Source organism: Actinomadura madurae, assembly GCF_900115095.1.
Lineage (GTDB): Bacteria > Actinomycetota > Actinomycetes > Streptosporangiales > Streptosporangiaceae > Spirillospora > Spirillospora madurae.
Genome location: NZ_FOVH01000011.1, coordinates 111,524 through 132,828, shown reverse-complemented (window position 1 = coordinate 132,828; position 21,305 = coordinate 111,524). Strand labels below are relative to the sequence as shown.

Here is a 21,305-nt window from a genome sequence, read left to right as displayed (position 1 = left end):
CGTGCTCGGCTAGGCTTGTCTACCGTTGTTAGAAAACCGAGGGATGCTCAGTGCCAGGGTCGGATGGACGAATCAAGGGGCCCAGCGACGAGCGCGCACAGGCACGCGAGCGCCTCCGGCGCCGCTTGCTGGACGCCGCCCGGGCGCTGGCAACCGAACACGGCGGCTATGACGCCGTCACGGTGCGGGCGGTCGCGAGCCGGGTCGGCTACGCCGCTCCGGTGGTCTACCAGTACTTCTCGAACAAGCACGACCTGCTGGTCGCCGTTGTGGACACCGGTTTCGCCGAACTGGCCGAACGACTCGGCCGGGCCCAGTGTCGGAACAAGACGGACATGCTGCTGGCGACCGCCGAGGAGTATTGGGCGTTCGCGATGGCCGAGCCGTATCTGTACCGGCTGATGCACGGACTGGGCGGCGTCCCCTTCGGAGAACCGAACACGCCCAAGAGCGCGCTCGACTGCTTCCACCTGCTCGCCGCTGCCGCCGGCACCCGCGCACCGGGCAGGGATCAGGACACGGTCACCGACCTGTTCTGGGCCCAACTCCACGGCCTGGTCACCCTCACACTCGACGGTCGAATCAAAGGGGGCCCCACCCGCGCCCAGCGGCTACTCCCCGATCTTGTCGCCGCCTACACCTGACGCCCGACTCCCTCCTGCCCTGCCGGTCGAGTGATCAACAGACCGACATCCGCACATCCGCCCTGGACGTGCCCAGTGTCGAGGGCCGCTGCTGAGGCGTCGCGGTCGTCCCACGCACGTCGGCCGACGACGTGCCAGCCGAGTCGGCCGCCCGGCGGACCGGCGCAAGAGCCGAACCGAACACGCGGCGTAGGCATTCCGATGATCCACTTCGGGGCTCTGACCTGGCTCGGTAGCGCCTCCACGACATCTCGTGCTCACCAGGTGCCATCCAAAGCCAACAAAAGCAACAGGGACCTCGTCCAGATTGAGATCTTGGACGAAGTCCCTGCTCAGAGTGGCGGAGGATCGGGGATTTGAACCCCGGATGGGCTTGCACCCAAACCGCATTAGCAGTGCGGCGCCATAGACCGGACTAGGCGAATCCTCCAGCAGCCATCAGGCTCAGGACAGGCTACCGGTTCGGCGAGCCAACCGGCAAAGCGTGACCTGCGTGCTCGTCAGGATAGTCGGAAACGCCTTCGAGCGCGTGCGCTCCCGGGGCCGCGGGAGCGGTGCGCCGAACGTCAGCCCAGGCGGAAGCCGGTGAACCCGCAGGCCTCGGCCAGGTCGTTCCCGTGCTGCCGCATGCTCGAGAGGTCGGGCTGGCGCGGGCTCGTCGAGCCGGACTGCAGGCTCCGCAGAAGCGACGCGGTCTCGTCGAGGTCGCCGGCGAACGCGGTCGCGGCCGTCTCGACGTCCCCGCCCGCGCTCTGCCCCTCAGACCGCACCTTGGAGGCCGTGTCAGAGAACTTCTGCGCGGTCGCCGAAGCGCCGCTGGGGGACGACATCGACATGCCGCTGGTCGAGAAGCTGCGCAGCTCCGTCTCGATGTTCTTGCAGGCGGTCTTCTTCTTCCCGCCGGCGATGGTGTCGATCGCGCCACAGCCCGTCGAACCGAGCATCAGGCCGCCGACGGCGAGGACGCCGACCAGCTTGGTGGCGGAAATGCGCATGGGGTTTCTCCTTCAGGGGGTTGGGCTTGAACGGGATCAAGACTCCCAGGTCACACCCGTCTCAATCACACCTTTGGCGTACCTTCGCCACAAAGGGTTCCGTGACTCAAGTCACACCTGTGCCGGGCCCTCGCGTCCGACAACCGATTCGCCCACAGGTCCAGGGAGCCGGTACAGTTAGCTCCGGCAGGCACCCGTAGCTCAACGGATAGAGCATCTGACTACGGATCAGAAGGTTAGGGGTTCGAATCCCTTCGGGTGCGCCCAGCTCAGAGGCACTTTGCGATCATGCAAGGTGCCTCGTTGCTAACGGGTACAGCAGCGAAGTACAGCTACGCGGCCGGTGATGTCCCTTCCCCGCCCTGGTCATCCGGGCGCCGGAGGTGGTCTCCGAGCCTCTTGAGCGCGGCTCTGGTGTCCTCTGAGGGAACCTCCGTGTAGATCTCCATGGTGATGCTGATCCGGCTGTGCCGGAGGATCTGCATTGCCACGCGCGGGTGGACGTCGAGCGCGGCCAGCAGCTTGCCGCACGTGTGCCGCGTGTCGTGTACCCGGATCGCTCGGACGCCGGCAGCGGCGCAGCGGGACTCAAACGCGCGGTTGACGTTGCGGGGTTCGATCGGACGGCCGGTCCGGGTGGTAAAGACGAGTCCGCTTGCCTGCCAGTCGTCGCCAGCGGCCTTGCGCGCCTCTGCCAGCTGGCGTTCCCGGATGCGGAGTGCCGACGTGCACGGGGACGGGAGGGGAAGCACGTCGGTAGAGCCGTCCGTCTTGGTGCGCTCCTTGTGGATCAGACGGGCGCCGACGCGCTGTAGCTGCCACCCGATGGACAGCTCTTCCGCGGTGAAGTCGATGTCTGCCCAGCGCAGGCCGAACACCTCGCCCTTGCGCATCCCCATGACGAGGATGAGAACCCACGCGGCATACAGCGGGTCATCGGTTTCCCTGGCGTATTCGAGGAACCGGCGCGCCTCCTCTACGGTCCAGGTGGACGCCTTGCGTGTCCGCTTCCGCGCGGTTGGGACCTTGGCCAGCGCTGCGACGTTGCGGGAGAGAATCTCCTCTGTGCGCGCGTGGTTGAGCGCGGCCCGGAGCGTGTTACGCGCTGCGGTGATGGTTCGGCGACTCGGGTAGTCCTGGCAGCACTGCCCGACCGCGCAGCACCGTTGCCGCTTGCTCGGCCGCCGCGCGTCCTTGCCCTGTGCGCAGCACTGGCAGGCGCTCGGAACGCCGTTCAGCCACTTCTGAACGTCCCGGACGGTAAGCCGGTCGAGCCGCTTTCTCCCCAGTCCGGGGATGATGTGGAGCCGGGACATCAGCTCATAGTGTGAATAGGTGTTCGGTTCCCGATTCGGTTCAATCACGTCTTTGAGCCAGTATGTGAGGTACTGCTCAACGGTCGGCATGCTGGTAGCGATAGGTCGCTGCTTGGCTTCGTTGAGAAGCTTGATGTACTTCTCATGCACGATTTCGCGGGTCTTCCCGTAGACCCATTTCTTACGGCGTTCCCCGCTGGGCGTGGTGACCCATGCGTAAGCGGCGTAGCCGTTCCGGTAGGGGAATATCGACCCTTCCCCGTTCGCGCGTCTGGCCATTAACTCCCCTCCCCTTCGTCCGGGTCGATGACGTCGAAGAGACTGGCCGTAGGGAGAGCGTCTAGCCACGCGTCGAGGTCACCACGGCGAACCCGCGCGGTGCCGTCGAGTACGGCGTGAGGAGGGGTGTTCCCCAGAATCCGCCATGCCTGCCACTCCTCCGGGGTGGCGTCGATCTCGGCGCAGATGTCCGGGACGGTGAGCCACTCGTCAGGGTTGGCGGGCGCGATGTTCGGTCGGGTGCGGGTGCGGATCAGTTCGCGGGCCTCCTCGATGGTGAGCCACTGCGAGCCGCTGAGCGTCCGCTTGCGGTCGAGCCATGCGGCCAGGTCGGCGCGGTGTACACGGGTGACCCCGTCTGGGCCAGCGGTGTGGGCGGGCGCGGTTCCGGCGGTCTGCCAGCTCTCCCACAGGGCGGGTGCGACGCTCAGCAGTTCGCAGAGGTCGGCGAGGGTGAGCCACCATTCGCGCGGGAACTCCTGCGATTCGGTCGGGTTGTCGGCGGTCATGCGAGGTTGCTCGCTTCCGTCTCCAGGTGGGCGATGTAGTCGGCGATGGCGGTTCCGGGGATGCGGCGGGCGCGGCCCACGGTCACCGATCGCAGGGCGCCGGAGTCCATGAGTGCGTAGAGCGTGGTGCGCGATACCGACAGGAGCGCCATGGCCTCATGGACGCGGTAGAGCCGCATTGCCGGCGGCGCGTCGGCGAGCGTGGTGGCGTCCGGGTGCGTCATGGCGCCACCGTCCCTACCGCGGTGGCCAGCGGGGGACGTTGGACCGTCACTAGCCACCACCGGCCGCGCAACTCCCGGACGGCGCGGCGTCCAGCGGCCAGCATGACCAGCGCGGCACAGGTGCCAGACACGGTCAGCATCGGGACGGGGAACGCGGCCAGCAGCGCCAGTAGGCACAGCAGCGCCACGCGTGCGAGCGTGCTCACGGCGATACCTCCAACAGCAGTTCATCGGCGATGGCCGCTGCGCATCGCCAGCAGTAGGCGGCGCGGACCGGCGGGCGGGCGATCAGCCATCGGGCGGGCTGGTGTGCGAGCCGGTCACGGCGGCAGGTCCGGCGGCACCGTCCGCACTCGATAACCTCGGGCACGGCGGGGGCGACGTGCGGGGCGGCGGGGACGGTCCGGCGGTAGCCCTCGGGCAGAGTCGCCGGACCGTCCGACAGCGACAGCGCCAGCACGGACGACACGGTCCACGAGACGGACCATGACGCGGTGTCGGCCACGGTCCGGACGGTCCAGCGGACCGCGCGGCGGACGGTCCACTTCGTGGCGGCGGGGACGAGTCCGGGACCGTAGCCGGACGGGCGCATGAGGGTCTGCGGCAGACGGCACCCCTTGGCGTGGTTGCAGGGCTCGCAGGCCAGCACGAGCGCGGCGGCGTTCCACGTCGGCAGAATCGAGAACGGGATCAGGTGGTCAAGGGTGGCTTCGGCGAGGTCGCCGAACGGGTGCGCGCAGTAGAAGCACTGCGCGCCGTCCCGCTTGGCAAGCCTGCGCTTGAGCGTGCGACGCTTGGTGGAGTTCGGCCGGTTCGGGGTGCTCATCGGACACTCCCGTCCGAGGTGACCTCGGCGACGCGGCGGCGGCAGAACGCCAACCAGTCCGGGTTTTCGATCCGGCCGCACTCGATGTCTTCGGCGACCCGTTCGATCGTGACCATCCCGTCGTTGGTCAGCGTGACTGCGATCTGGCCGCACACGTCCTCGGCGGTGGCCAGGTCGTCTGGACTGACGCAGCCGCCTTCCCGGTACAGGGCGGCGACCATCAGCGCGGACGAGACGGGAACCTGCATCGGCAGCACGAACGGGCGGCCGGTCGTCTCGAACCAGACCGGCCCGGCGACAGCGGGAAGGCTGGACAGCGCGTTCGCAGGCTCCATAAGCGACGTGCCGAGCGCGGTCATCGGGTGACCTCCGTGCCCTGGGTGGTGGCCGGGGTCCAGCCGAGGTCACCACATACGGTGCAGTCCGGCTGCCACGGCAGGGCCGCACGCAGCGCGGGCAGTTCGCGATGCGGCAGCCACGGCGGCGGGGCGAACTGGTCGATGGTGCACGCGTCGCACAGTCGCCAGACCTCCACCGGCCGCCCGCCGGGGGCGAACGTGGCCAGCATCGCGCCGACGTTCGGCCGACTGCGGCGGGGCAGGTCGAACCCCGGGTGGGTGTCGGCGAGGTACATGCACGACCGGCACAGCACCAGCTGGCCGCCGATCGGCTCGAAACCCTTCCCCCCACAGCCCTTGCACGGCTCGGGGGTGGTCAGGACCTCCGGCAGTACCGGCAGGGCGGCCCAGTCGCCAGCGGCGACCGCGGCGCGGGCGGATTCGAGGTAAGCGGCCCGGGACGGCTTTACCAGGCTCGGGGTACCGTTGAGCTGCATCGTTGAGCCTCCAAGCACTCGATGCTCCGGCCCTGGCAGGTGGCAGCCTGTCAGGGCTTTTTCTTGTGTTCGCTGACGTCCGGTGACGTTCGCCAGCAACCTTGTATGTGAACATACGAGGTTGAGACTTCGTATGTCAACATGCGAGGTTGTTACACTGACAAGTGACCGCGTCCGCCCAGCTCAGGGAAGGTGAGCTAGCTATGCGGAGTGACTCATCGCCGTACGAACCGGCGTACGTCGCCATCGCCGACCACTACCGGCAGCAGATCAAGGCGGGGGATCTCGCCGCCGGCGACAAGCTCCCCAGTGAGCGCGTGATCTGTGAGCGGTGGGGGGTCTCCACCATCACGGCACGGGCCGCGCTGACCGCCCTCCGGAATGAGGGTCTGGTCTACGGGGTCAAGGGCAAGGGGACGTTCGTCCGGGAGGTCAAGCCTCTGGTTCGAATCGCCCCACATCGGTACTTCCGGCCTCACGACCGTCCCACTTACGTCATCGAGGCGGAACGTGCCGGGCGTGACCTCGATGTGCAGCACAAAACGCGCAAGGTACCCGCTTCTGTGGAAGTCGCCGAGCGTCTCAGCATCGATGAGGGGGACCTGGTCACCGAAACCGCCTACCTCATCAAAATGGGCGGACAGCCTGTTTCCAGCTCGTTCGCATGGGAACCGATCCGCATCACGGGCGGTACCCCTATCGAACTTCCCCACAAGGGGCCTTACGCGAATCGTGGAATCGTTCCACGATTCGATGCAATCGGCTTCACAGTCACCCGTGTAGATGAGATTCTCAACATCCGCATGCCGGAGCCGCAGGAAGCGGCCACGCTTCAAGTTCCGCAAGGCGTGCCGGTCGTGCGCATCAAGCAAACGTTCTGGGCGGGAGACATTCCCGTGGAAACGGCGGACATCGTATTCCCTGGTGACCGCTACGAACTCCATTACCTGATGGACATTCCGGAGCAGCCGGACGCACCGTCAACGGGGGAGAAATCAGAAGGGAAGGCGCCGACCATGGATAGCGGGTGGGAACACATCGACTGACCCGCACTCCGCGACGCTGTGTGAGGCCGGACGTCTCTGCGGGGACGTCCGGCCTCACGCTGTCTAGCGGTCGGCGACGGGGGGCCGGAGAGCCCCGTTCCGGGCGGTATCAGCGTGTGTGCAGGTAGAGCCTGCTAGGCGCTAGTCCGCTGGTGATGTCCGACATAGGGCGCTAGCCGGGCCGCTAGGTCTAGCGGAGCGGGGCGCTAGACCTAGCGGCCGGTCCGCGCGTCGGTCGGCCTCCAACTCGGTGGCGCGGGGCGGCTGTGCGTCACACACAGTGACAGCTTTGAGGGTTGCAGGCAGTGACCGCAATGCCCTCGAATTCCAGGGCAGGGACACAGGGACAGGGGGACAGAAGCCGACAGAAAGACTTGTGTCGGCTTCTGTCACCGTGTCCTCTGTCCCCAGCGGCCGGATTGGCAGGGGAACCGGTCACGGTACGTGTCGACCGCCCGCAAAGGCGAGTGTGACTCTCTGTGGCGTGGACCGGGTGGGGCGAGGGGTAGCCGTCCCAGCCGTCCCAGCATCATTGTCGCAGGTCAGCGCGGGACGGCTTGAAGATGCGGGACGGCTTGAGCCGTCCCAGCCAGGCAGTTGGGACGGCTCAAGCCGTCCCAGTGGTTCAAGCCGTCCCGGGGATGACCTGCACGGGGACGGGGTTGCGTCCACGGAGGTGGTGTACGAGTTTCCGCAGGTGAAGAGCGTGGCGTCGTGACGTGAGACGGCCACCGCGTAGATCCTTCGAGATGGATGATCAAGAAGAAGGAGACAACGCGATGGCCGCGGACAACAGTGTGGACCCTGCCGAGTGGATTGCCGAGCAGATCGGGGCGTGTGAGCCGGATCTGCTGCGGTCGATGGTCAAGACGATGGCCGAGGCGCTCATGAGCGCGGAGGCCGACGCGGTCTGCGGCGCCGACTACGGGGCTCGCTCGGACGGGCGGGTCAACCGCCGCAACGGCTACCGGTCCCGGGACTGGGACACCCGCGCCGGCACCGTGGAGTTGGCGATCCCGAAACTGCGCAGCGGGTCCTACTTCCCTGAGTGGCTGCTGGAGCGGCGGCGCCGGGCCGAGCAGGCCCTGGTCAGCGTGGTGGCCACGTCCTATCTGCTGGGTGTGTCGACGCGGCGGGTGGACAAGCTGGTGGAGCAGATGGGGATCAAGGGCATCTCCAAGAGCCAGGTGTCGCAGATGTCGAAGGTGCTGGACGCCCAGGTGGCCGCGTTCCGCAACCGGCCGTTGGAGGGCGGACCGTATGCGTTCGTGTGGGTCGATGCCCTGACCCAGAAGGTGCGTGAGGGCGGCCGGATCGTGAACGTGCACGTGCTGGTGGCCACCGGCGTCAACGCCGACGGGCACCGCGAGATCCTCGGGGTCGAGGTCACCTCGGCCGAGGACGGCGCCGGGTGGCTGGCGTTCCTGCGCGGCCTGGTCGCCCGCGGCCTGACCGGCGTCCAGCTGGTGACCTCCGACGCCCACGCCGGCCTGGTCGAGGCGATCGGATCCACTTTGCCCGGGGCGGGCTGGCAGCGGTGCCGGACGCATTACCTGCGCAACTTGCTGACCAGGGTACCCAAGTCGGCGCAGCCGTGGGTGGCGACGCTGGTACGCACCATCTTCGACCAGCCCGCCGCCGAAGAAGTCCACGCCCAGCACGCCCGCGTCGTCGCATCGCTGGAGGCCAAGCATCCCGATGCCGCCGAGCACCTGGACCAGGCCGAACCCGATCTGCTGGCCTTCACCGCGTTCCCTCGACAGATCTGGCGGCAGATCTGGTCGAACAATCCCCAGGAACGGCTGAACAAGGAGATCCGCCGGCGCACCGACGTGGTCGGGATCTTCCCCGACCGGGCCGCGATCGTCCGCCTGGTCGGCGCCGTCCTGATGGAGCAAACCGACGAATGGACCGAGGCCCGCCGCTACATGGGCCTGGAATTCCTCGCCAAAGCCCGCCTGCGCGTCATCGACGGAACCACACCCGACCCCAAGATCGACAACCAGGAACTCACCGCTTAACCTGCAGAAACAGGATCACGCGGAGGCCAACTCATACACCACTCCGCTGGACGTGACCGGGGACGGCTGGGACGGCTCCCCCTCCCCCTCTTGGGTGCTGCCTGTCCCTAGCCGTCACCAACCGTGCCGCCACTGGCCTAAGTACGGCACTCAAGAGGGGAGCGTGCGGGACCGCCCGGTCGTCGTCCCCCGGGAGGGGTAGCCGTACCAGCCGTACCAGCCTCATTTATGCAGGTAGATAGCGGTACGGCTTGAACGCTGGTACGGCTCAAGCCGTACCAGAGGGGTGCCGGGTGGTACGGCTTGACCCGTACCAGCCGCCCAAGCCGTACCATGGTTGACCACGGAAAACGAGGCTGGTACGGCTGGTACGGCTACCCCTCCGGATCCTATGCAGGCCCGTTTGGTGTCCCGCACGTCCACAGCGTCGCCAGAGTCGCCGAGCGGGGGCTCTAGAGCGGTTAGAGCACGGCGCCACACGGCAACGTACGGACGGCCGGACGTGGGCGCGGCTACCAGCCTCTAGCCGCTAGAGCGCCGGTCAGTCCCTGAGCAAGCCTCTAGTGGCGCCTCTAGGTCTAGAGGCCACCACGTCTAGACCTAGAGGCTGGGACGCGCCTCACGGCTCCAGGCGTAGCGGTAGCGGCCCAGGGGGCATCCGATGGCGTACTCAGTGCGTTCCGGGCGGAGACGGAAGATTGCCGCTACCCGCTACATGGGCTTATCTGCCCAGGTAGATCGGGTAGCGGCTCGGGTAGCGGAGCCGCTACCCGTAGCGGGCCGTCCGCTACCCGTAGCGGCTCGGGTAGGGGGCGACACTCGCAGGCGCGTTTGTGGAGTAGTACAGCCGAGAAGTACAGCAACGGCCACGGAGGCAGGGGGACGTCGGCGGACGTCAGCGGACACGTGACCTGCCAACGCCGATGGTCGGATTATGCCTGCCAGTTGCTACGGATCAGAAGGTTAGGGGTTCGAATCCCTTCGGGTGCGCCCAGCTCAAAGCCCCCTTGCGATCTCCGCGAGGGGGCTTTTGCGTGCGCCTTGGGAGCCATAGGGACAGGTCAAGCTCCGAAGCGGGCGCTGCTCATGGCCTCAGCCGCCGCGCGCTGACGTACGTCCAGCCTGCCCCGGCTGTTACGACTACTGGATGCCACGTGACCCGACTACGTCGGCAGGCACAGCTGACCTGGAGACCTCGGCCATCCTGTCCGTGAGCTGCATGGGCGTCGTTGCCTCAACGAGCATCCACCACGTAGAACCCGGCACCCATGGCCCACCACCGGAAGGTGTGTTGCCCGAACCAGACCGAGGCCCCCAGCGAACCGGCGTTGCAGCGTGATGACGGCTGCTGTTACGTCATCAGGGGCAGTTGCGGTCCACGACCTCATGGCCGAGCACTCGGCTGGTCGGGGGCGCCGACTCGGCCATGAACGTGGTGCGGAGGGCGGCGGGCGTCCGCCGCGCCGTCCAGTTTCCGTGACCCCGTGCAGGTTGTCCAGCCGCCATGAGGAGATCTCGCCCTTGCGGCGGTCCACCACGACGCAGCCGATGACGTCCTTTGTCGTCCCCGTCGCGCCTCAGGTCAGCGCCTGCCGTAGGCGTGACGCGAGCTGGACCCTCAGCTCTCGGGATGCTGGAGCCTTGTCCGGGTTAGGGATCACCAGGTTGTCGCCGTCGAAGCGCGGGATCACGTGCACGTGTAGGTGGGAGATCACCTGGTCTGGGGCGTCGTTGTTGTTGAGCACGGTGGTGCCTACGGCGCCGAAGGCCAACGGTGCCGCACGTGTGATCCGGGCGACCGCGCTGAACACTGCCGCAAGTAGGGACGGCTCAACCGTGTACAGAGCGGTCACGTGCTCGACTGGGCAGACCAGAACATGTCCAGGGTTGGTGCGTCGCTGCTTTCTGGCTAGTGAGACGAAGACTTGCTCAGTTCGCAGTGCGATCAAATCGCGATCCATCTCACCCGAGCCCATTGCGCAAAAGGGGCATTCGTCAGTCATTCAGGCAGAGTTGCATGCGGGCGTCCCCGGCGGAAGTACCCTGGCTCAGGGACATTGCGACCCGGTCTGGAAGGGTGCGGGGCTCCCCGATCCGATGTGTTGAGGGTGGCGGCGGACGGTTCCTGTCCAGGGTGGCCTTCGGGCGTTACTACGTCGTGGCTTCGCCACCCTTGGCAGAATCCGTCCGTTGCTGGACCGGGTGCCACGCGGCGGCTACCACCAGTTCAACAGCGCACCATTGTCGTTCCTGTACCACCACTCGGCGTTGGCTGTGGCGGCCCATTCGTTCATGATCGACTCGATGCGCGAGAAGCCCGTAGCCGCAGGAACGGTCACAACGACGAACTGTAGATCGGCAGGAGCTTCTGCCAGCCCACTCGGCGGAGTCATCGCCTCGCGCAGCCGATCAACATCCGTGGGGACGAATTCTTAACCGGAGCCGCTTGAACTGCCAGGTGCCGCCACGGTGTAGCAATTGAGCGCGCATCACCTCGTTGAAGGTCACGATGTCGCCTGCGGCGCACCCGAGCACGAGGGCTGGTGTAACGAGGATCTTGTATCGCCCGTCCGGCAGTCGCTCTGCAGCCACCAATTCATAGACCGGTTCCCCATTGGACTTGGCGCAAGCCCAGAGCTTGACGTGCTCACGAGCGTCCCGGTCAGCGGTCATCCCAATGTTCCCACGGCGCTGGCCCGTGCCCGTTGCATGCCCGAGCCGCGCGGCCACCACATGCGCGGGCGCCCGCCGGGAGCCACCTTTTCAGGACGAGCTGAGATTGTCGGGGATCTGGCGCTTGTGGTGAGCCTTAAGGACGTCGAGCGTCCCGGCATCGGGCTCGGAAGTCGTCCGAGACGCTTGCGGAAGTGCGGCCCTTGCGGAGCCGATGGCGCGGATTGGGGAGGTAGGTCATGACCTGCCACAGGCGGAAACCTCCGCCATCCCAGCGGACCTGGGCGAAGCCGAAGCCCCGGCGGGCGCCTGCGGATACGACGATCTCGGTGAGGGATCGCGCGGTGCGCCGGTGTCCCTGGGCGCGGCCCTGGCGGCGACGTGCGCGGCCGTCACTGCGGTGCTGCTTCGGCTCGTCTGGGGTGCGCTCGGACGGATGCCGCCCGTTCCCTGCTAGACGCCTCCACCCGAACCGGTCACGTCGCCGCCGCGTGGGCCGTCCTGGTCCCCGGCGCCTCGCCGAGGATCACCATTGGCGGGGGCGCCTGCTGCGTTCCCGTTCCTGGCCCGCGTGGCGGACGGCTCCGGCAGGGGTGGTTTGGGCCGACTGGCGCAGGTTGGTACGCCGCCCGCGCCGGATCGGCGTCCTGCAGGTCTCCACCGTGCTGCCCGCCCTCGCCGCGGCGGCGGGCATGGGACGGTACCGGTCGCGGCGGTGGCCGCCGGGGGCTGCGGATGGCGCGGCGGCGTCCGGTCGATCACTCGATGCCGGTGATCCCCCACCGATTCGTTGCCGACCGGCCCGTTCCTGTGGGCTCTTGCCAGACGTCGCTCTGTTCGGCTGCGCGCCCGCACTACTGGCGCTGGACGCCCCGCTGTCCGCAGCCGCCGTGTTCCTCATCGCGCAGGCCCTCGCCAAAACCTTCGCCCTGATCGCACTTCCTCGCCACCGCCCGCCGCTGACGCGGCCCAAGCGTCCGGGCGTGCGTACGTCTGGCGAGCAGGCGTCTCGACCACCGATTCGGTGACGCTGCACCACGGGCATTGCAGTCGATGTCCGGGAGGGGCACTCGTAGTCACCTGGACGCCGGTGGACGAGGACAGCGGCCCTCCGTCGACATCGTCCTGAACCCCTCGGTGCTCCCCGGGTGCTGCCGACGCCCGTTCCCGAGCAGAGCCCGCAGGCCGCCGAGACGTGCGGGATCCGGCCGGGCGCGCCCGTCCATGGCAATGGTCCCAACGGTCCGCCCTCCGCCCGGGAACCAACCCGCCCCGACCCAGCGAGCTGGGCACGCTATGCCGGGTGACCGCGTCCACCACGGAACTCAACGCACCCGGACGGATCCACCGGCCCCGGCTCACCGTGGTGGACGGACCGATCTGCCGCGCCGTCGTATGCCGCAGTCCATGCGGCGTCACACTCCGCCGCCGTCCCGGCTCTACCCGCCCCAGAAATCCGCGCAGCGCGGCAAGCCTGGTGCGGCCGCCGGTGTCGTGGGGCCTGGGCCGCTGTGCCCGAGGGGCCAGCTCCCCGGCGGCGGGACGAGCCCGGACGTCACCCCGGCGAGCACGACACGCCGGTCCGGGACCTCCCGCCGGCAGGTGAGGCGGCAGCGGTGCGAGCAAGTTCGCTAGGACTTGATGAAGCCGAGCAGGTCGGTGGTGAAGTCGTCCTTGTAGGTGCCGGTGAGGCCGTGCGGGGCGCCGGGATAGACCTTCAGGGTGGCGTCCCTGACGATCTGCGCGGTCTTCAGGCCCGCGGCGGCGATGGGGACGATCTGGTCGTCCTCGCCGTGGGCGACGAAGGTGGGGACGTCGATGCGCTGGAGGTCGGCGGTGAAGTCGGTTTCGGAGAACTGCTTGACGCAGTCGTAGGCGCCCTTGAGACCCACCTGCATGCTCATCAGCCAGAACGCGTCCACGACTCCCTGCGAGCGGGACGCGCCGGGACGGTTGAAGCCGTAGAAGCTCTCCGCCAGGTCCTTGTAGAACTGGGATCGGTCGGCGGCCACCCCTGCCCGGATCTGGTCGAACACCTCGATCGGCGTGCCCTCCGGGTTGGAGTCGCTCTTCAGCATGACCGGCGGGACGGCACCCAGCAGGACGGCCTTGGCGACCCGTCCGGTGCCGTGCCGGCCGATGTAGCGGGTGACCTCGCCGCCGCCGGTGGAGTGGCCGACGAGGACGGCGTCCCGTACGTCGAGCTCGTCCAGGAGCCGGGCGAGGTCGTCGGCGTAGGTGTCCATGTCGTTGCCGTTCCACGGCTGGTCGGAGCGGCCGTGGCCCCGCCGGTCGTGGGCGATCGCTCGGAAGCCGTTCTCGGCGACCAGCCTCAGCTGGTCGTCCCAGGCGTCGGCGTTGAGCGGCCAGCCGTGGCTGAAGACGACGGGACGTCCGGTGCCCCAGTCCTTGTAGAAGATTCTCGTCCCGTCGTCAGTGGTGATGAAGCCCATCTCTTCCCTCCTTTGGGTCAGCGGGGGCGGGAGCCGGTGGTGGGCATGATCTCTTTGAGCAGGGGCTTGCCGACGCTGAGGTACGTGCGGCCGGTCATGCCGTTGATGACGCCGGCGGCGGACGCGTACCAGGCGCAGAGGGCGGTCAGGATCCCGATGTAGCCGCCGATCTTGATCGTGGCGTCGCTGCCGGCGAAGTACCCGATGAACAGGATGATCAGCGTGGCCTCCAGGGTGACGAACACGGCGAGGACGGCCTGGTTGACCTGGGTCGCCCAGATCGTCATGTAGGTGTTGAAGATCGCGAACGCGAGCAGGATCCAGGCGAGGTCGTTGGTCTCCTGCGCGGCGTTGGTCTGCCCGGCGAGGAGCACGACGTACAGGCCGAGGCCGATCCAGAAGGCGCCGTAGGACGAGAAGGCCGTGGCCCAGAACACGCTGCGGTCGCGGAACCCCCACATGCCGGCCAGGAGCTGGACGATGCCGCCGTAGGCGAAGGCGTAGCCGAGCCAGGCGTCGGTGCCGTCGGTCCAGCCGGCGTTCTTGGCGGACAGGAGGAACAGGGTCAGGGCGAGGGCCGCCAGCCCCAGCGGGGCGGGGTCGGCCACTGCGGGCTGTGTCCGGGGGGTGGACTCTTGCTCGACGCGGGTCATGGTCCCTCCTTTGCTGGAGTCCCGTCGTCTTGTCTCGCTCGGTCCAGGGCAGCCGGGATGGACGAAGGAATGCGGACGACGGCGTCCGGACGTCCCACGGGTATTCCCGAACCGCCGTCCCTAACCGGCGCGCGGGGGATCGAACGCGGCGGCTTGGCAAGGGAATGGGGATATGCGGAAGCCCATTGCCCGATGCTTTGTCCGGCACTGACGGCGTCGTGGAGGTATCGACGCCGCCGAGCAGGAGACGTTGCCGTTACTTCACCACGGCCGGGTTGAAGGTGGGCGGGTCGCCCAGGTTTTCGCGGTGGGACGAGGGGGTGCCGCCGTCGACGTCCACCACCCCGAGTTCCGCGCCGATCTCGGCGCCGATGAGGACCTGCCCGGTCCGCTCCATCAGCCGGGGGTCGCGCGCGAGGGCGTCGATGACCCGGCCGCTGAATTCGGGGGACTCGGCGCCCGCGGCGAACGCCTTGTACTGGTCGGGGACGCCTTCGAAGAGGGCCCTGTTCCGTTCCGTCTTCAGAAGCCCCATCCAGAGGGAGATGGCGGCGACGCCGTAGGGCTGGAAATCGACGGCCATGTCGTGGGCCATCTTGTCGACGGCGGCCTTCCCCGCGCCATAGGCGGGGCCGTGCATATAGCAGCGGCCTCCGAAGGACGACGTGTTGACGACGAGGCCCCCGTCGCCGCGGATCAGGAGCGGGGCGGCGTAGTAGCTCGCCACGTAGGCCGAGCGCATGCCCACGTCGAACATGTCCTGGAGCGCCAGCGGCTTCTCCCAGAACGGGCCCCTCCGGGCGAGGCCGTCCGGGATCGTGAACGCGTTGTTGACGAGGATATCGATCCGGCCGTGGTCGCGTCCGACCTGCGCGAACAGCGCCTCCACCTGCGCGTCGTCGGAGTGGTCGCAGATCACCGGGACGCCCGTGCCGCCGCGGCGGCCGATCTCCTCGGCGGTGGCGAACACCGTGCCGGGGAGGCCGGCGTCGCCCTCGGCGCGGGTCCGCCCGGTGACGTAGACGGTCGCGCCGGTCTCGCCGAGCGCCAGCGCGATTCCCTTTCCGGCGCCGCGGCTGGCGCCGGTGACAACGACGACGCGGCTCACCGGCCGCCTCCCGTGAGGAATTCGAGCATGGCCGCCGTCGTCTCGGCGTGCTTCTCCATCTGCATCATGTGGCCGGCCTCTTTGATCATCCGGACACCGCGGACGTCGGCATGGTGGTCCTCCAGCCGGCTCAGCGGATCGGGGCCGTGCCAGCCCTCAAGGTCGGTGTCCTGTTCGCTGCCGATGAAGTAGAACGGGACGGGATTCTTCCGGTCCCCGTACGACTTGCGGTATTCCCAGGACAGATCCATGGCCCGGTACCAGTTGAGCCCACCGGTGAAGCCACTGCGGCTGTAAGCGTCGACGTAGAACTCCAGTTCCGTTTCGGTCAGCCACGTCCATGGGAGCGGCGGTGTTTCTGGCAGCGCGTCGATATAGGACGTCCCCGGCGGCTGCCGCCAGACGTCGAGATAGTGGTAGTCGCTGGAGAGCGCGTAGAACAGCTTCCGCAGGAACTCGCGGGGTGCGGCGGCCAGCTCCCGGTCGGCGACTCCGGGAGCGTTGAAGTAATGGATGTGGTTGAAATGCCTTGTGGCCTGCCGCGCCGCCAGCGTCAGCGGTGACTCCTTGCTCGGAGTGAAGAACGGGTTCTCCAGGCCGATGATCGCGGCGACGCGCTCCGGGTGGTGGTGGGCGAGGTCGTAGGCGGCGAACAGCCCGAAGTCCAGGCCGCTGAACACCGCCTTTGTCTCGCCGAGGTGGTCGAGGAGCCCGGTGAGGTCGCCGACGATCCGGTCCACGTCGTACTCGCGGTGGTCCTCCGGGCCGCCGGTGCCTCCCATTCCGCGCATGTCGGGCACCACGACGCGGTACCCGGCGCCGGCGATCGGCCCGATCTGGTGGCGCCAGCTGAACCACAGGTGCGGGAACCCGTGGAGGAGGACGACGAGCGGCCCTTCCCCCTGCTCCACGTAGTGGACGTCCAGGCCGTTGATGCGCGCGTACCGGTGACTCCAGCCCGCCATGCGGATCCTTCGGTTCGGGGTGAGGTTCGGGGTGCCGACCCCTCGGACTGTGCAGGACGCCGCGGGTCCCGGCACCGTCCCGTCCCGCTCAGCGGGAGCCGAGGGTGACGCGGACGATCGTCCCCTTGGATCGCGCGGACAGCAGTTCGGCGTGTCCCCCGTGGGCGGCGGCGATGGCGGCGACGATGGGCAGCCCGAGCCCGGTCCCGCCGAGCCCGGAGCCGCCCTTCTCGGCGCGGTGGAAGCGCTCGAAGGCGCGGGCGGTGTCCTCGGGGGTCATGCCCGGTCCCTCGTCCGAGACCTCGATCAGGTTCGGCGCGAGGCGGATGGTCGCGGACGTTCCAGGGGGTGTGTGGGCACGCACGTTGGCCAGCAGGTTCGCGAAGACCTGGCGGATGCGGGCCTCGTCGACGGTCGCGACGAGAGTGTCGGGGGCGTCCAGCACGATGGGACGGTCGGGGTCCGCGGCGGTCGCGTCGGCCATGGCGTCCCGGGCAAGGGCGACCAGGTCCGTCGGGACCGGGTTCAGCGACGCGCCGCGGTCGAGCCGGGCGAGTTCGAGGAGGTCGGTGACCAGGCTGCTCATGCGGCTCGCCTCCTCCTCGATGCGGCGCATCGCGTCGGGCAGCTCGTCGGGCCCGAGGGCGCCGTGCCGGTACAGCTCCGCGTAACCCTGGATGGCGGTCAGCGGGGTGCGCAGCTCGTGGGACGCGTCGGCGGCGAACTCGCGGACGCGCGCCTCGGACCGGCTGCGCGCCCAGAACGCCTGCTCGATCCGCTCCAGCATGACGTTGATGGCGGCGGCGAGCCGGGCGGTCTCGGTGCGCTGCCCCGGGTCCGGCATGCGGGCGCGCAGGTCGCCGCCGGCGGTGATCGCGTTCGCGGTGGCGGCCATCCGGCTCAGCGGCAGCAGGCCGCGGCGGATCAGCCACCGGCCGAGCACGACCAGGGCCGCGAGCAGGAGGGCGGCCGTGGCGATCTCGGACAGGACGAGGTTGCGCACGGCCGCGTGGATGTCGTCGAGGGGGGACGCCACGACGACGAAGCCGCCCCGCCACGGGCGCGCCACCGCCCGCAGCCCGGGCAGCGAGAACGGCTTCCCGCTCTCCGCGCGGGCGGCGAGGCCGCCCGTCCCGAGCCGCTGCACCTCCGCGACGGCCCTTTCGGGGGACGGCTCGTCGCCGCTGAGCACGCGGACGGACCCCTGCGTCCCCACGGCCAGCACCACGAACTGGGCCGGGGCCACTCCCTGCTGGTGAAAGCCGGGCCGAAGCAACCGTGCCACGGCGTACTCGCGAGAGGCCAGGAGCTCCCCGTCCACGCGGTGCATCAGGTACCCGTTCAGCACCAGCGCGCTGACCAGGCCCATGATGGCCAGCCCGGCCGTGGTGACCGCGAGCAGGCCGGTGAGCAGCCGGGCGTTGAGCGTCATGGCCGCAGCGCGTAGCCCACCCCGCGCTGGGTGTGGATGAGCGGGGTGCCGAGCGGGTCCAGCTTGCGGCGCAGGTAGCTGACGTAGGTCTCGACGACCTGCGGGTTGCCGTGGTCCCACCCCCACACGCCCTCCAGGAGCTGGGACCGCGAGAGCACCATGCCCGCGTTCCGCATCAGGAAGGCCAGCAGCCGGAACTCGGTCGGCGACAGGTCAACGGCGACGCCGCCGCGGCGCACCGTCCAGTGCGCCTCGTCCAGTTCGAGGTCGCCGACGCGCAGGACGGCGTCCTCGGGGGACGCCGCGGGCTGGGCCGCCCGGCGCAGCACCGCCCGCACCCGGGCGATGAGCGCCTCGATCGAGAACGGCTTGGTGACGTAGTCGTCGCCGCCGAGCGTGAGGCCCGTGACGGTGTCGGACGGGGTGTCCCGCGCGGTCAGGAAGATCACCGGCACCTGGTCGCCGTCCGCGCGGAGGCGCCGGCACACTTCGAAACCGTCCAGGTCGGGCAGCATCACGTCCAGCAGGACGAGGTCGGGCCGATCCCTGCGGGCCGCCGCGAACGCCTCCTCGCCCGTGCCCGCCGTGACGGTGGCGAAGCCGTGGAAACGCAGCGCGACCTCGATGAGGTCGCGGATGTTGGCCTCGTCGTCCACGACGAGCACGCGCCGGCTCTCGCTCATCGGCTCCCGCAGGTCATCTCGTCCCGTCCCTTCTGCCCGAAGGTACCGCCCGGGGGCAGGGCCTAGCGGGGTTTGGGGACGCGGATGAAGCGGGCGGTCCGGGTGTCGCCGGAGCGCTCGCCCGCGACGAGGACCTGGTCGCCGTTCTTCAGGTCCGTCATGGCGGACTTGTCGCCGTCCTTCCGGACGCGGGTCTCGTCGTCGGCCTTCCACGTCCACGAGACGCCGTCCTCGCTGCGGACGGTCACCGCGGTGGCGGACACGGACGTGATGTCACCGCGCTGCCAGGTCGCCAGATGGAAGCCGCCGTCGCGCTTCACGGTGGCCTCGCCGTGGACGCCGCGCATGCCCCCGGCCCGCCAGAACGGGTGTCCTCCCATACCCGGGTGCCCCCAGCCGGGGCGTCCCTCGCCCCGGTGGCCCCATTCCGTGGTCGCCTTCGGCGAGGGAGAGGGGTCGTCGGCGGCGGCCGGGACGGCGAGGTAGAGGCCGAGCCCGAGGAGCCCGGCGGCACCGGCCGTGGCGGCGATCGTCTTCCGGTTGGTTCTCATGTTGACCATGGAAGCGGCGGCGTCTGGCAGAAGTCCCCGCCCGTTCCTGGGAGAACCCTGAGAGTTCACCGAACGCCGTCCAGCATGGCGCCGACGAGGCGCAGGGCCTGCTCCCGGGCCGGCGCCTGGTCCTGCGCGCTCGCCACGGCGAGGGCCAGTTCGGTCAGCGCGCCGTAGAACGCGGCGGCGGTCAGGCCGAGGGGATGCGGGCCGGAGTCTCCGAGGAGCGCGGCCAGGACGCCGGTGAGGATCGTCCCGAGGTACCGCTGGTCGAGCTCGCGCCATCGCTCCCAGCCGAGCGCGATGGGGCCCTGGAGCAGGACGATCTCCCGGTAGGCGGGGTCGGAGCAGATCTCCAGGAAGGCGCGGGTGCCGGCGGTCGCCCGCGCACGCGGGGCGTCCTCGCGGGCCATGGCGGCGGTGACGCGGTCCGCCGCCTCGGCCTCCAGATCCTCGAAGACGGCCTCGAACAGCCCCTGCTTGCCGGCGAAGTGGTGGTAGAGGGCCCCGCGGGTCAGGCCGGCGGCACGGACCAGCTCCTCCGCCGACACGCCGCTGAAGCCCCGTTCGGCGAAGAATCGGCGCCCGGTGTCGAGGAGCGCCGTGCGGGTGCTCTCGGCGTACTGCTCCCGCCGGCTCTTGACCCGCTCCTCCATGCGCCATGTATAACACATACATGGCGTATGTCAGATGCGCCGCGTATGGGAGGGATCATGGCGGACATCGCGATCGTCGGAGCCGGGGTCGCCGGGCTGGTCGCCGCCCGTGACCTCCGGCGGGCCGGCCACGACGTGGTCGTCCTGGAGGCCCGCGACCGGGTCGGCGGGCGGATCCTGAACGCCGAGCTGCCCGGCGGCGAACCCATCGAGATCGGCGGCCAGTGGGTCGGCCCAGGCCAGGACCGGGTGCTCGCGCTGATCGACGAGCTCGGCCTGTCGACGTACCCGACCTACGACGACGGGCGGCACATCGCCGAGCTCGGGCGCGTCCGGCGCGAGTACGCGGGCCGCATCCCGCGCCTGTCGCCCGCGGCGCTCGCCGACATCGCGCAGGGCCAGCTGCGCATCGCCCGCATGGTGCGCGGCATCCCGCCGGACGCGCCGTGGACCGCCCGGCACGCCGCCCGGCTGGACGACGAGACGTTCGAGACGTGGCTCCGCCGCAACCTGCACACGAGCAACGGCCGCGGATTCATGCGGCTGATCACCCAGGCGGTCTTCTCCGCCGAGGCGGCGGACATGTCGGCGCTGTGGGCGGGCTTCTACATGGCGTCCGCCGGCGGCCTGGACCCGCTGATCGAGACGGCCGGGGGCGCGCAGCAGGACCGCGTCTCCGGCGGCTCGCAGCGGATCGCCCTGGCCCTCGCCGAAGAGCTGGGCGACCGGGTCGTGCTGGACTCGCCGGTCACCGGCATCGAGTGGACGGACGACGCCGTCACGCTCCGCACGCCCTCGCGGGAGGTCCGGGCGCGCCGCGCGATCATCGCCGTCCCGCCGCCGCTCGCCGCCCGGATCCGCTACACCCCGGGCCTGCCCGGCGACCGCGACCAGCTCGTCCAGCGCATGCCGATGGGCCGCGTCATCAAGATCAACGTCGTCTACGACGAGCCGTTCTGGCGCGCGGACGGCCTCAGCGGCCAGGTCACCAGCGACCGGCGCCCGTTCGGCATCACCTTCGACAACACGCCCGAGAGCGGGTCGCCGGGCGTGATCGTCGGCTTCCTGGAGGGACGGCACGCCGACATCGCCGCCCGCCTGACCGCCAGCGAACGCCGCGCCCAGGTCATCGCCGACCTGACCGGCTACTTCGGCCCGCGGGCGAAGGAGCCGGCCGCCTACATCGAGCAGGACTGGGCCGAGGAGGAGTACTCGCGCGGCTGCTACGGCGCCTTCGCCACACCCGGAACCCTGACCCGCTTCGGCCCCGCACTCCGCCGTCCCGTGGGCCCACTCCACTGGGCGGGCACCGAAACCGCGACCCGCTGGGCCGGCTACATAGACGGCGCCGCCGAATCAGGCCACCGCGCCGCCAACGAGATCACTCTGTGAACCGTCTCCCAGCGTCGGCGGGTGTGTTGCTGCGGGCCGCCGTT

At 69.3% G+C, this 21,305-nt stretch carries 23 protein-coding genes and 2 tRNA genes; 5 read left to right on the top strand and 20 right to left on the bottom strand.

Going from position 1 to position 21,305, the window contains the following annotated elements:
* Positions 1-50 precede the first annotated feature (50 nt).
* Complete coding sequence (locus tag BM339_RS28355; protein WP_024934766.1) at positions 51-644, top strand: TetR/AcrR family transcriptional regulator; 594 nt, start codon at positions 51-53, stop codon at positions 642-644.
* 338 nt (positions 645-982) lie between these two features.
* Here the strand turns inward: BM339_RS28355 and BM339_RS28350 are convergent.
* Both BM339_RS28350 and BM339_RS28345 read right to left on the bottom strand, forming a co-directional pair.
* Positions 983-1,074, bottom strand: a tRNA-Ser gene (locus BM339_RS28350).
* Positions 1,075-1,210: 136 nt separating this feature from the next.
* Positions 1,211-1,639, bottom strand: a complete 429-nt coding sequence (locus tag BM339_RS28345) for a hypothetical protein (RefSeq protein ID WP_021593853.1) — start codon at positions 1,637-1,639, stop codon at positions 1,211-1,213.
* Between the two features lie 190 nt (positions 1,640-1,829).
* Between BM339_RS28345 and BM339_RS28340 the strand changes: the two genes are divergently transcribed.
* Positions 1,830-1,902, top strand: a tRNA-Arg gene (locus tag BM339_RS28340).
* Between the two features lie 69 nt (positions 1,903-1,971).
* On the opposite strand, the gene BM339_RS28335 is transcribed toward BM339_RS28340, so the two are convergent.
* Genes BM339_RS28335 through BM339_RS28305 form a run of 7 tightly spaced genes read right to left on the bottom strand, consistent with a single transcriptional unit; the run spans position 1,972 to position 5,628 of the window.
* Positions 1,972-3,234 (bottom strand): tyrosine-type recombinase/integrase, encoded by a 1,263-nt coding sequence (locus tag BM339_RS28335; RefSeq protein WP_075022810.1) that lies wholly within the window; start codon positions 3,232-3,234, stop codon positions 1,972-1,974.
* Positions 3,234-3,743 carry a helix-turn-helix domain-containing protein gene (locus BM339_RS28330; RefSeq protein ID WP_075022809.1) on the bottom strand — a complete coding sequence of 170 codons (510 nt, stop codon included), beginning with the start codon at positions 3,741-3,743 and terminating at the stop codon, positions 3,234-3,236. The genes BM339_RS28335 and BM339_RS28330 overlap by 1 nt, the downstream gene beginning before the upstream one ends.
* Positions 3,740-3,967: a helix-turn-helix domain-containing protein gene (locus BM339_RS28325; RefSeq protein WP_256255487.1), complete on the bottom strand. Its 228-nt coding sequence runs from the start codon at positions 3,965-3,967 to the stop codon at positions 3,740-3,742. Before BM339_RS28325 ends, BM339_RS28330 begins: the two co-directional genes overlap by 4 nt.
* Positions 3,964-4,173 (bottom strand): hypothetical protein, encoded by a 210-nt coding sequence (locus tag BM339_RS28320; protein ID WP_075022808.1) that lies wholly within the window; start codon positions 4,171-4,173, stop codon positions 3,964-3,966. The genes BM339_RS28325 and BM339_RS28320 overlap by 4 nt, the downstream gene beginning before the upstream one ends.
* On the bottom strand, positions 4,170-4,793 hold the full coding sequence (locus BM339_RS48935) for an HNH endonuclease (RefSeq protein WP_075022807.1): 624 nt from the start codon (positions 4,791-4,793) through the stop codon (positions 4,170-4,172). The genes BM339_RS28320 and BM339_RS48935 overlap by 4 nt, the downstream gene beginning before the upstream one ends.
* Entirely contained in the window at positions 4,790-5,152 is a 363-nt protein-coding gene (locus BM339_RS28310; protein WP_075022806.1) for a hypothetical protein, read from the bottom strand. The genes BM339_RS48935 and BM339_RS28310 overlap by 4 nt, the downstream gene beginning before the upstream one ends.
* Complete coding sequence (locus BM339_RS28305) at positions 5,149-5,628, bottom strand: hypothetical protein (protein WP_075022805.1); 480 nt, start codon at positions 5,626-5,628, stop codon at positions 5,149-5,151. Before BM339_RS28305 ends, BM339_RS28310 begins: the two co-directional genes overlap by 4 nt.
* 203 nt (positions 5,629-5,831) lie before the next feature.
* Between BM339_RS28305 and BM339_RS28300 the strand changes: the two genes are divergently transcribed.
* A complete protein-coding gene (locus BM339_RS28300; protein ID WP_075022804.1) occupies positions 5,832-6,674 on the top strand; it encodes a GntR family transcriptional regulator in 843 nt (280 codons plus the stop codon).
* Positions 6,675-7,453: 779 nt separating this feature from the next.
* Entirely contained in the window at positions 7,454-8,695 is a 1,242-nt protein-coding gene (locus BM339_RS28295; RefSeq protein WP_075022803.1) for an IS256 family transposase, read from the top strand.
* A gap of 1,577 nt (positions 8,696-10,272) precedes the next feature.
* On the opposite strand, the gene BM339_RS28290 is transcribed toward BM339_RS28295, so the two are convergent.
* From BM339_RS28290 to BM339_RS28250, 11 genes are all read right to left on the bottom strand, one after another.
* Positions 10,273-10,698 carry an HIT family protein gene (locus BM339_RS28290; RefSeq protein ID WP_075022802.1) on the bottom strand — a complete coding sequence of 142 codons (426 nt, stop codon included), beginning with the start codon at positions 10,696-10,698 and terminating at the stop codon, positions 10,273-10,275.
* A gap of 213 nt (positions 10,699-10,911) precedes the next feature.
* Positions 10,912-11,034, bottom strand: a complete 123-nt coding sequence (locus tag BM339_RS51765; RefSeq protein ID WP_256255484.1) for a hypothetical protein — start codon at positions 11,032-11,034, stop codon at positions 10,912-10,914.
* A 70-nt stretch (positions 11,035-11,104) separates the two neighbouring features.
* Positions 11,105-11,368, bottom strand: coding sequence for a DUF4265 domain-containing protein (locus BM339_RS48930; protein ID WP_143118627.1), 264 nt, complete (start codon positions 11,366-11,368; stop codon positions 11,105-11,107).
* A gap of 1,631 nt (positions 11,369-12,999) precedes the next feature.
* The gene (locus tag BM339_RS28285) at positions 13,000-13,821 is read right to left on the bottom strand and encodes an alpha/beta fold hydrolase (RefSeq protein ID WP_075022801.1); all 822 of its coding nucleotides are present in this window, start codon (positions 13,819-13,821) and stop codon (positions 13,000-13,002) included.
* A 17-nt stretch (positions 13,822-13,838) separates the two neighbouring features.
* Positions 13,839-14,474, bottom strand: coding sequence for an acetate uptake transporter (locus tag BM339_RS28280; protein WP_075022800.1), 636 nt, complete (start codon positions 14,472-14,474; stop codon positions 13,839-13,841).
* 256 nt (positions 14,475-14,730) lie between these two features.
* A complete protein-coding gene (locus BM339_RS28275) occupies positions 14,731-15,582 on the bottom strand; it encodes an SDR family NAD(P)-dependent oxidoreductase (RefSeq protein ID WP_177287795.1) in 852 nt (283 codons plus the stop codon).
* Positions 15,579-16,547, bottom strand: a complete 969-nt coding sequence (locus BM339_RS28270; RefSeq protein WP_075022798.1) for an alpha/beta hydrolase — start codon at positions 16,545-16,547, stop codon at positions 15,579-15,581. Before BM339_RS28270 ends, BM339_RS28275 begins: the two co-directional genes overlap by 4 nt.
* 88 nt (positions 16,548-16,635) lie before the next feature.
* The gene (locus BM339_RS28265; RefSeq protein WP_021593846.1) at positions 16,636-17,979 is read right to left on the bottom strand and encodes a sensor histidine kinase; all 1,344 of its coding nucleotides are present in this window, start codon (positions 17,977-17,979) and stop codon (positions 16,636-16,638) included.
* Positions 17,976-18,662: a response regulator transcription factor gene (locus BM339_RS28260; protein WP_021593845.1), complete on the bottom strand. Its 687-nt coding sequence runs from the start codon at positions 18,660-18,662 to the stop codon at positions 17,976-17,978. The genes BM339_RS28265 and BM339_RS28260 overlap by 4 nt, the downstream gene beginning before the upstream one ends.
* A 62-nt stretch (positions 18,663-18,724) precedes the next feature.
* Positions 18,725-19,213 (bottom strand): DUF5666 domain-containing protein, encoded by a 489-nt coding sequence (locus BM339_RS28255; protein ID WP_143118626.1) that lies wholly within the window; start codon positions 19,211-19,213, stop codon positions 18,725-18,727.
* A gap of 65 nt (positions 19,214-19,278) precedes the next feature.
* Positions 19,279-19,869: a TetR/AcrR family transcriptional regulator gene (locus BM339_RS28250; RefSeq protein ID WP_075022796.1), complete on the bottom strand. Its 591-nt coding sequence runs from the start codon at positions 19,867-19,869 to the stop codon at positions 19,279-19,281.
* Positions 19,870-19,926: 57 nt separating this feature from the next.
* Between BM339_RS28250 and BM339_RS28245 the strand changes: the two genes are divergently transcribed.
* Positions 19,927-21,261 carry a flavin monoamine oxidase family protein gene (locus BM339_RS28245; RefSeq protein WP_021593842.1) on the top strand — a complete coding sequence of 445 codons (1,335 nt, stop codon included), beginning with the start codon at positions 19,927-19,929 and terminating at the stop codon, positions 21,259-21,261.
* Positions 21,262-21,305 lie beyond the last annotated feature (44 nt).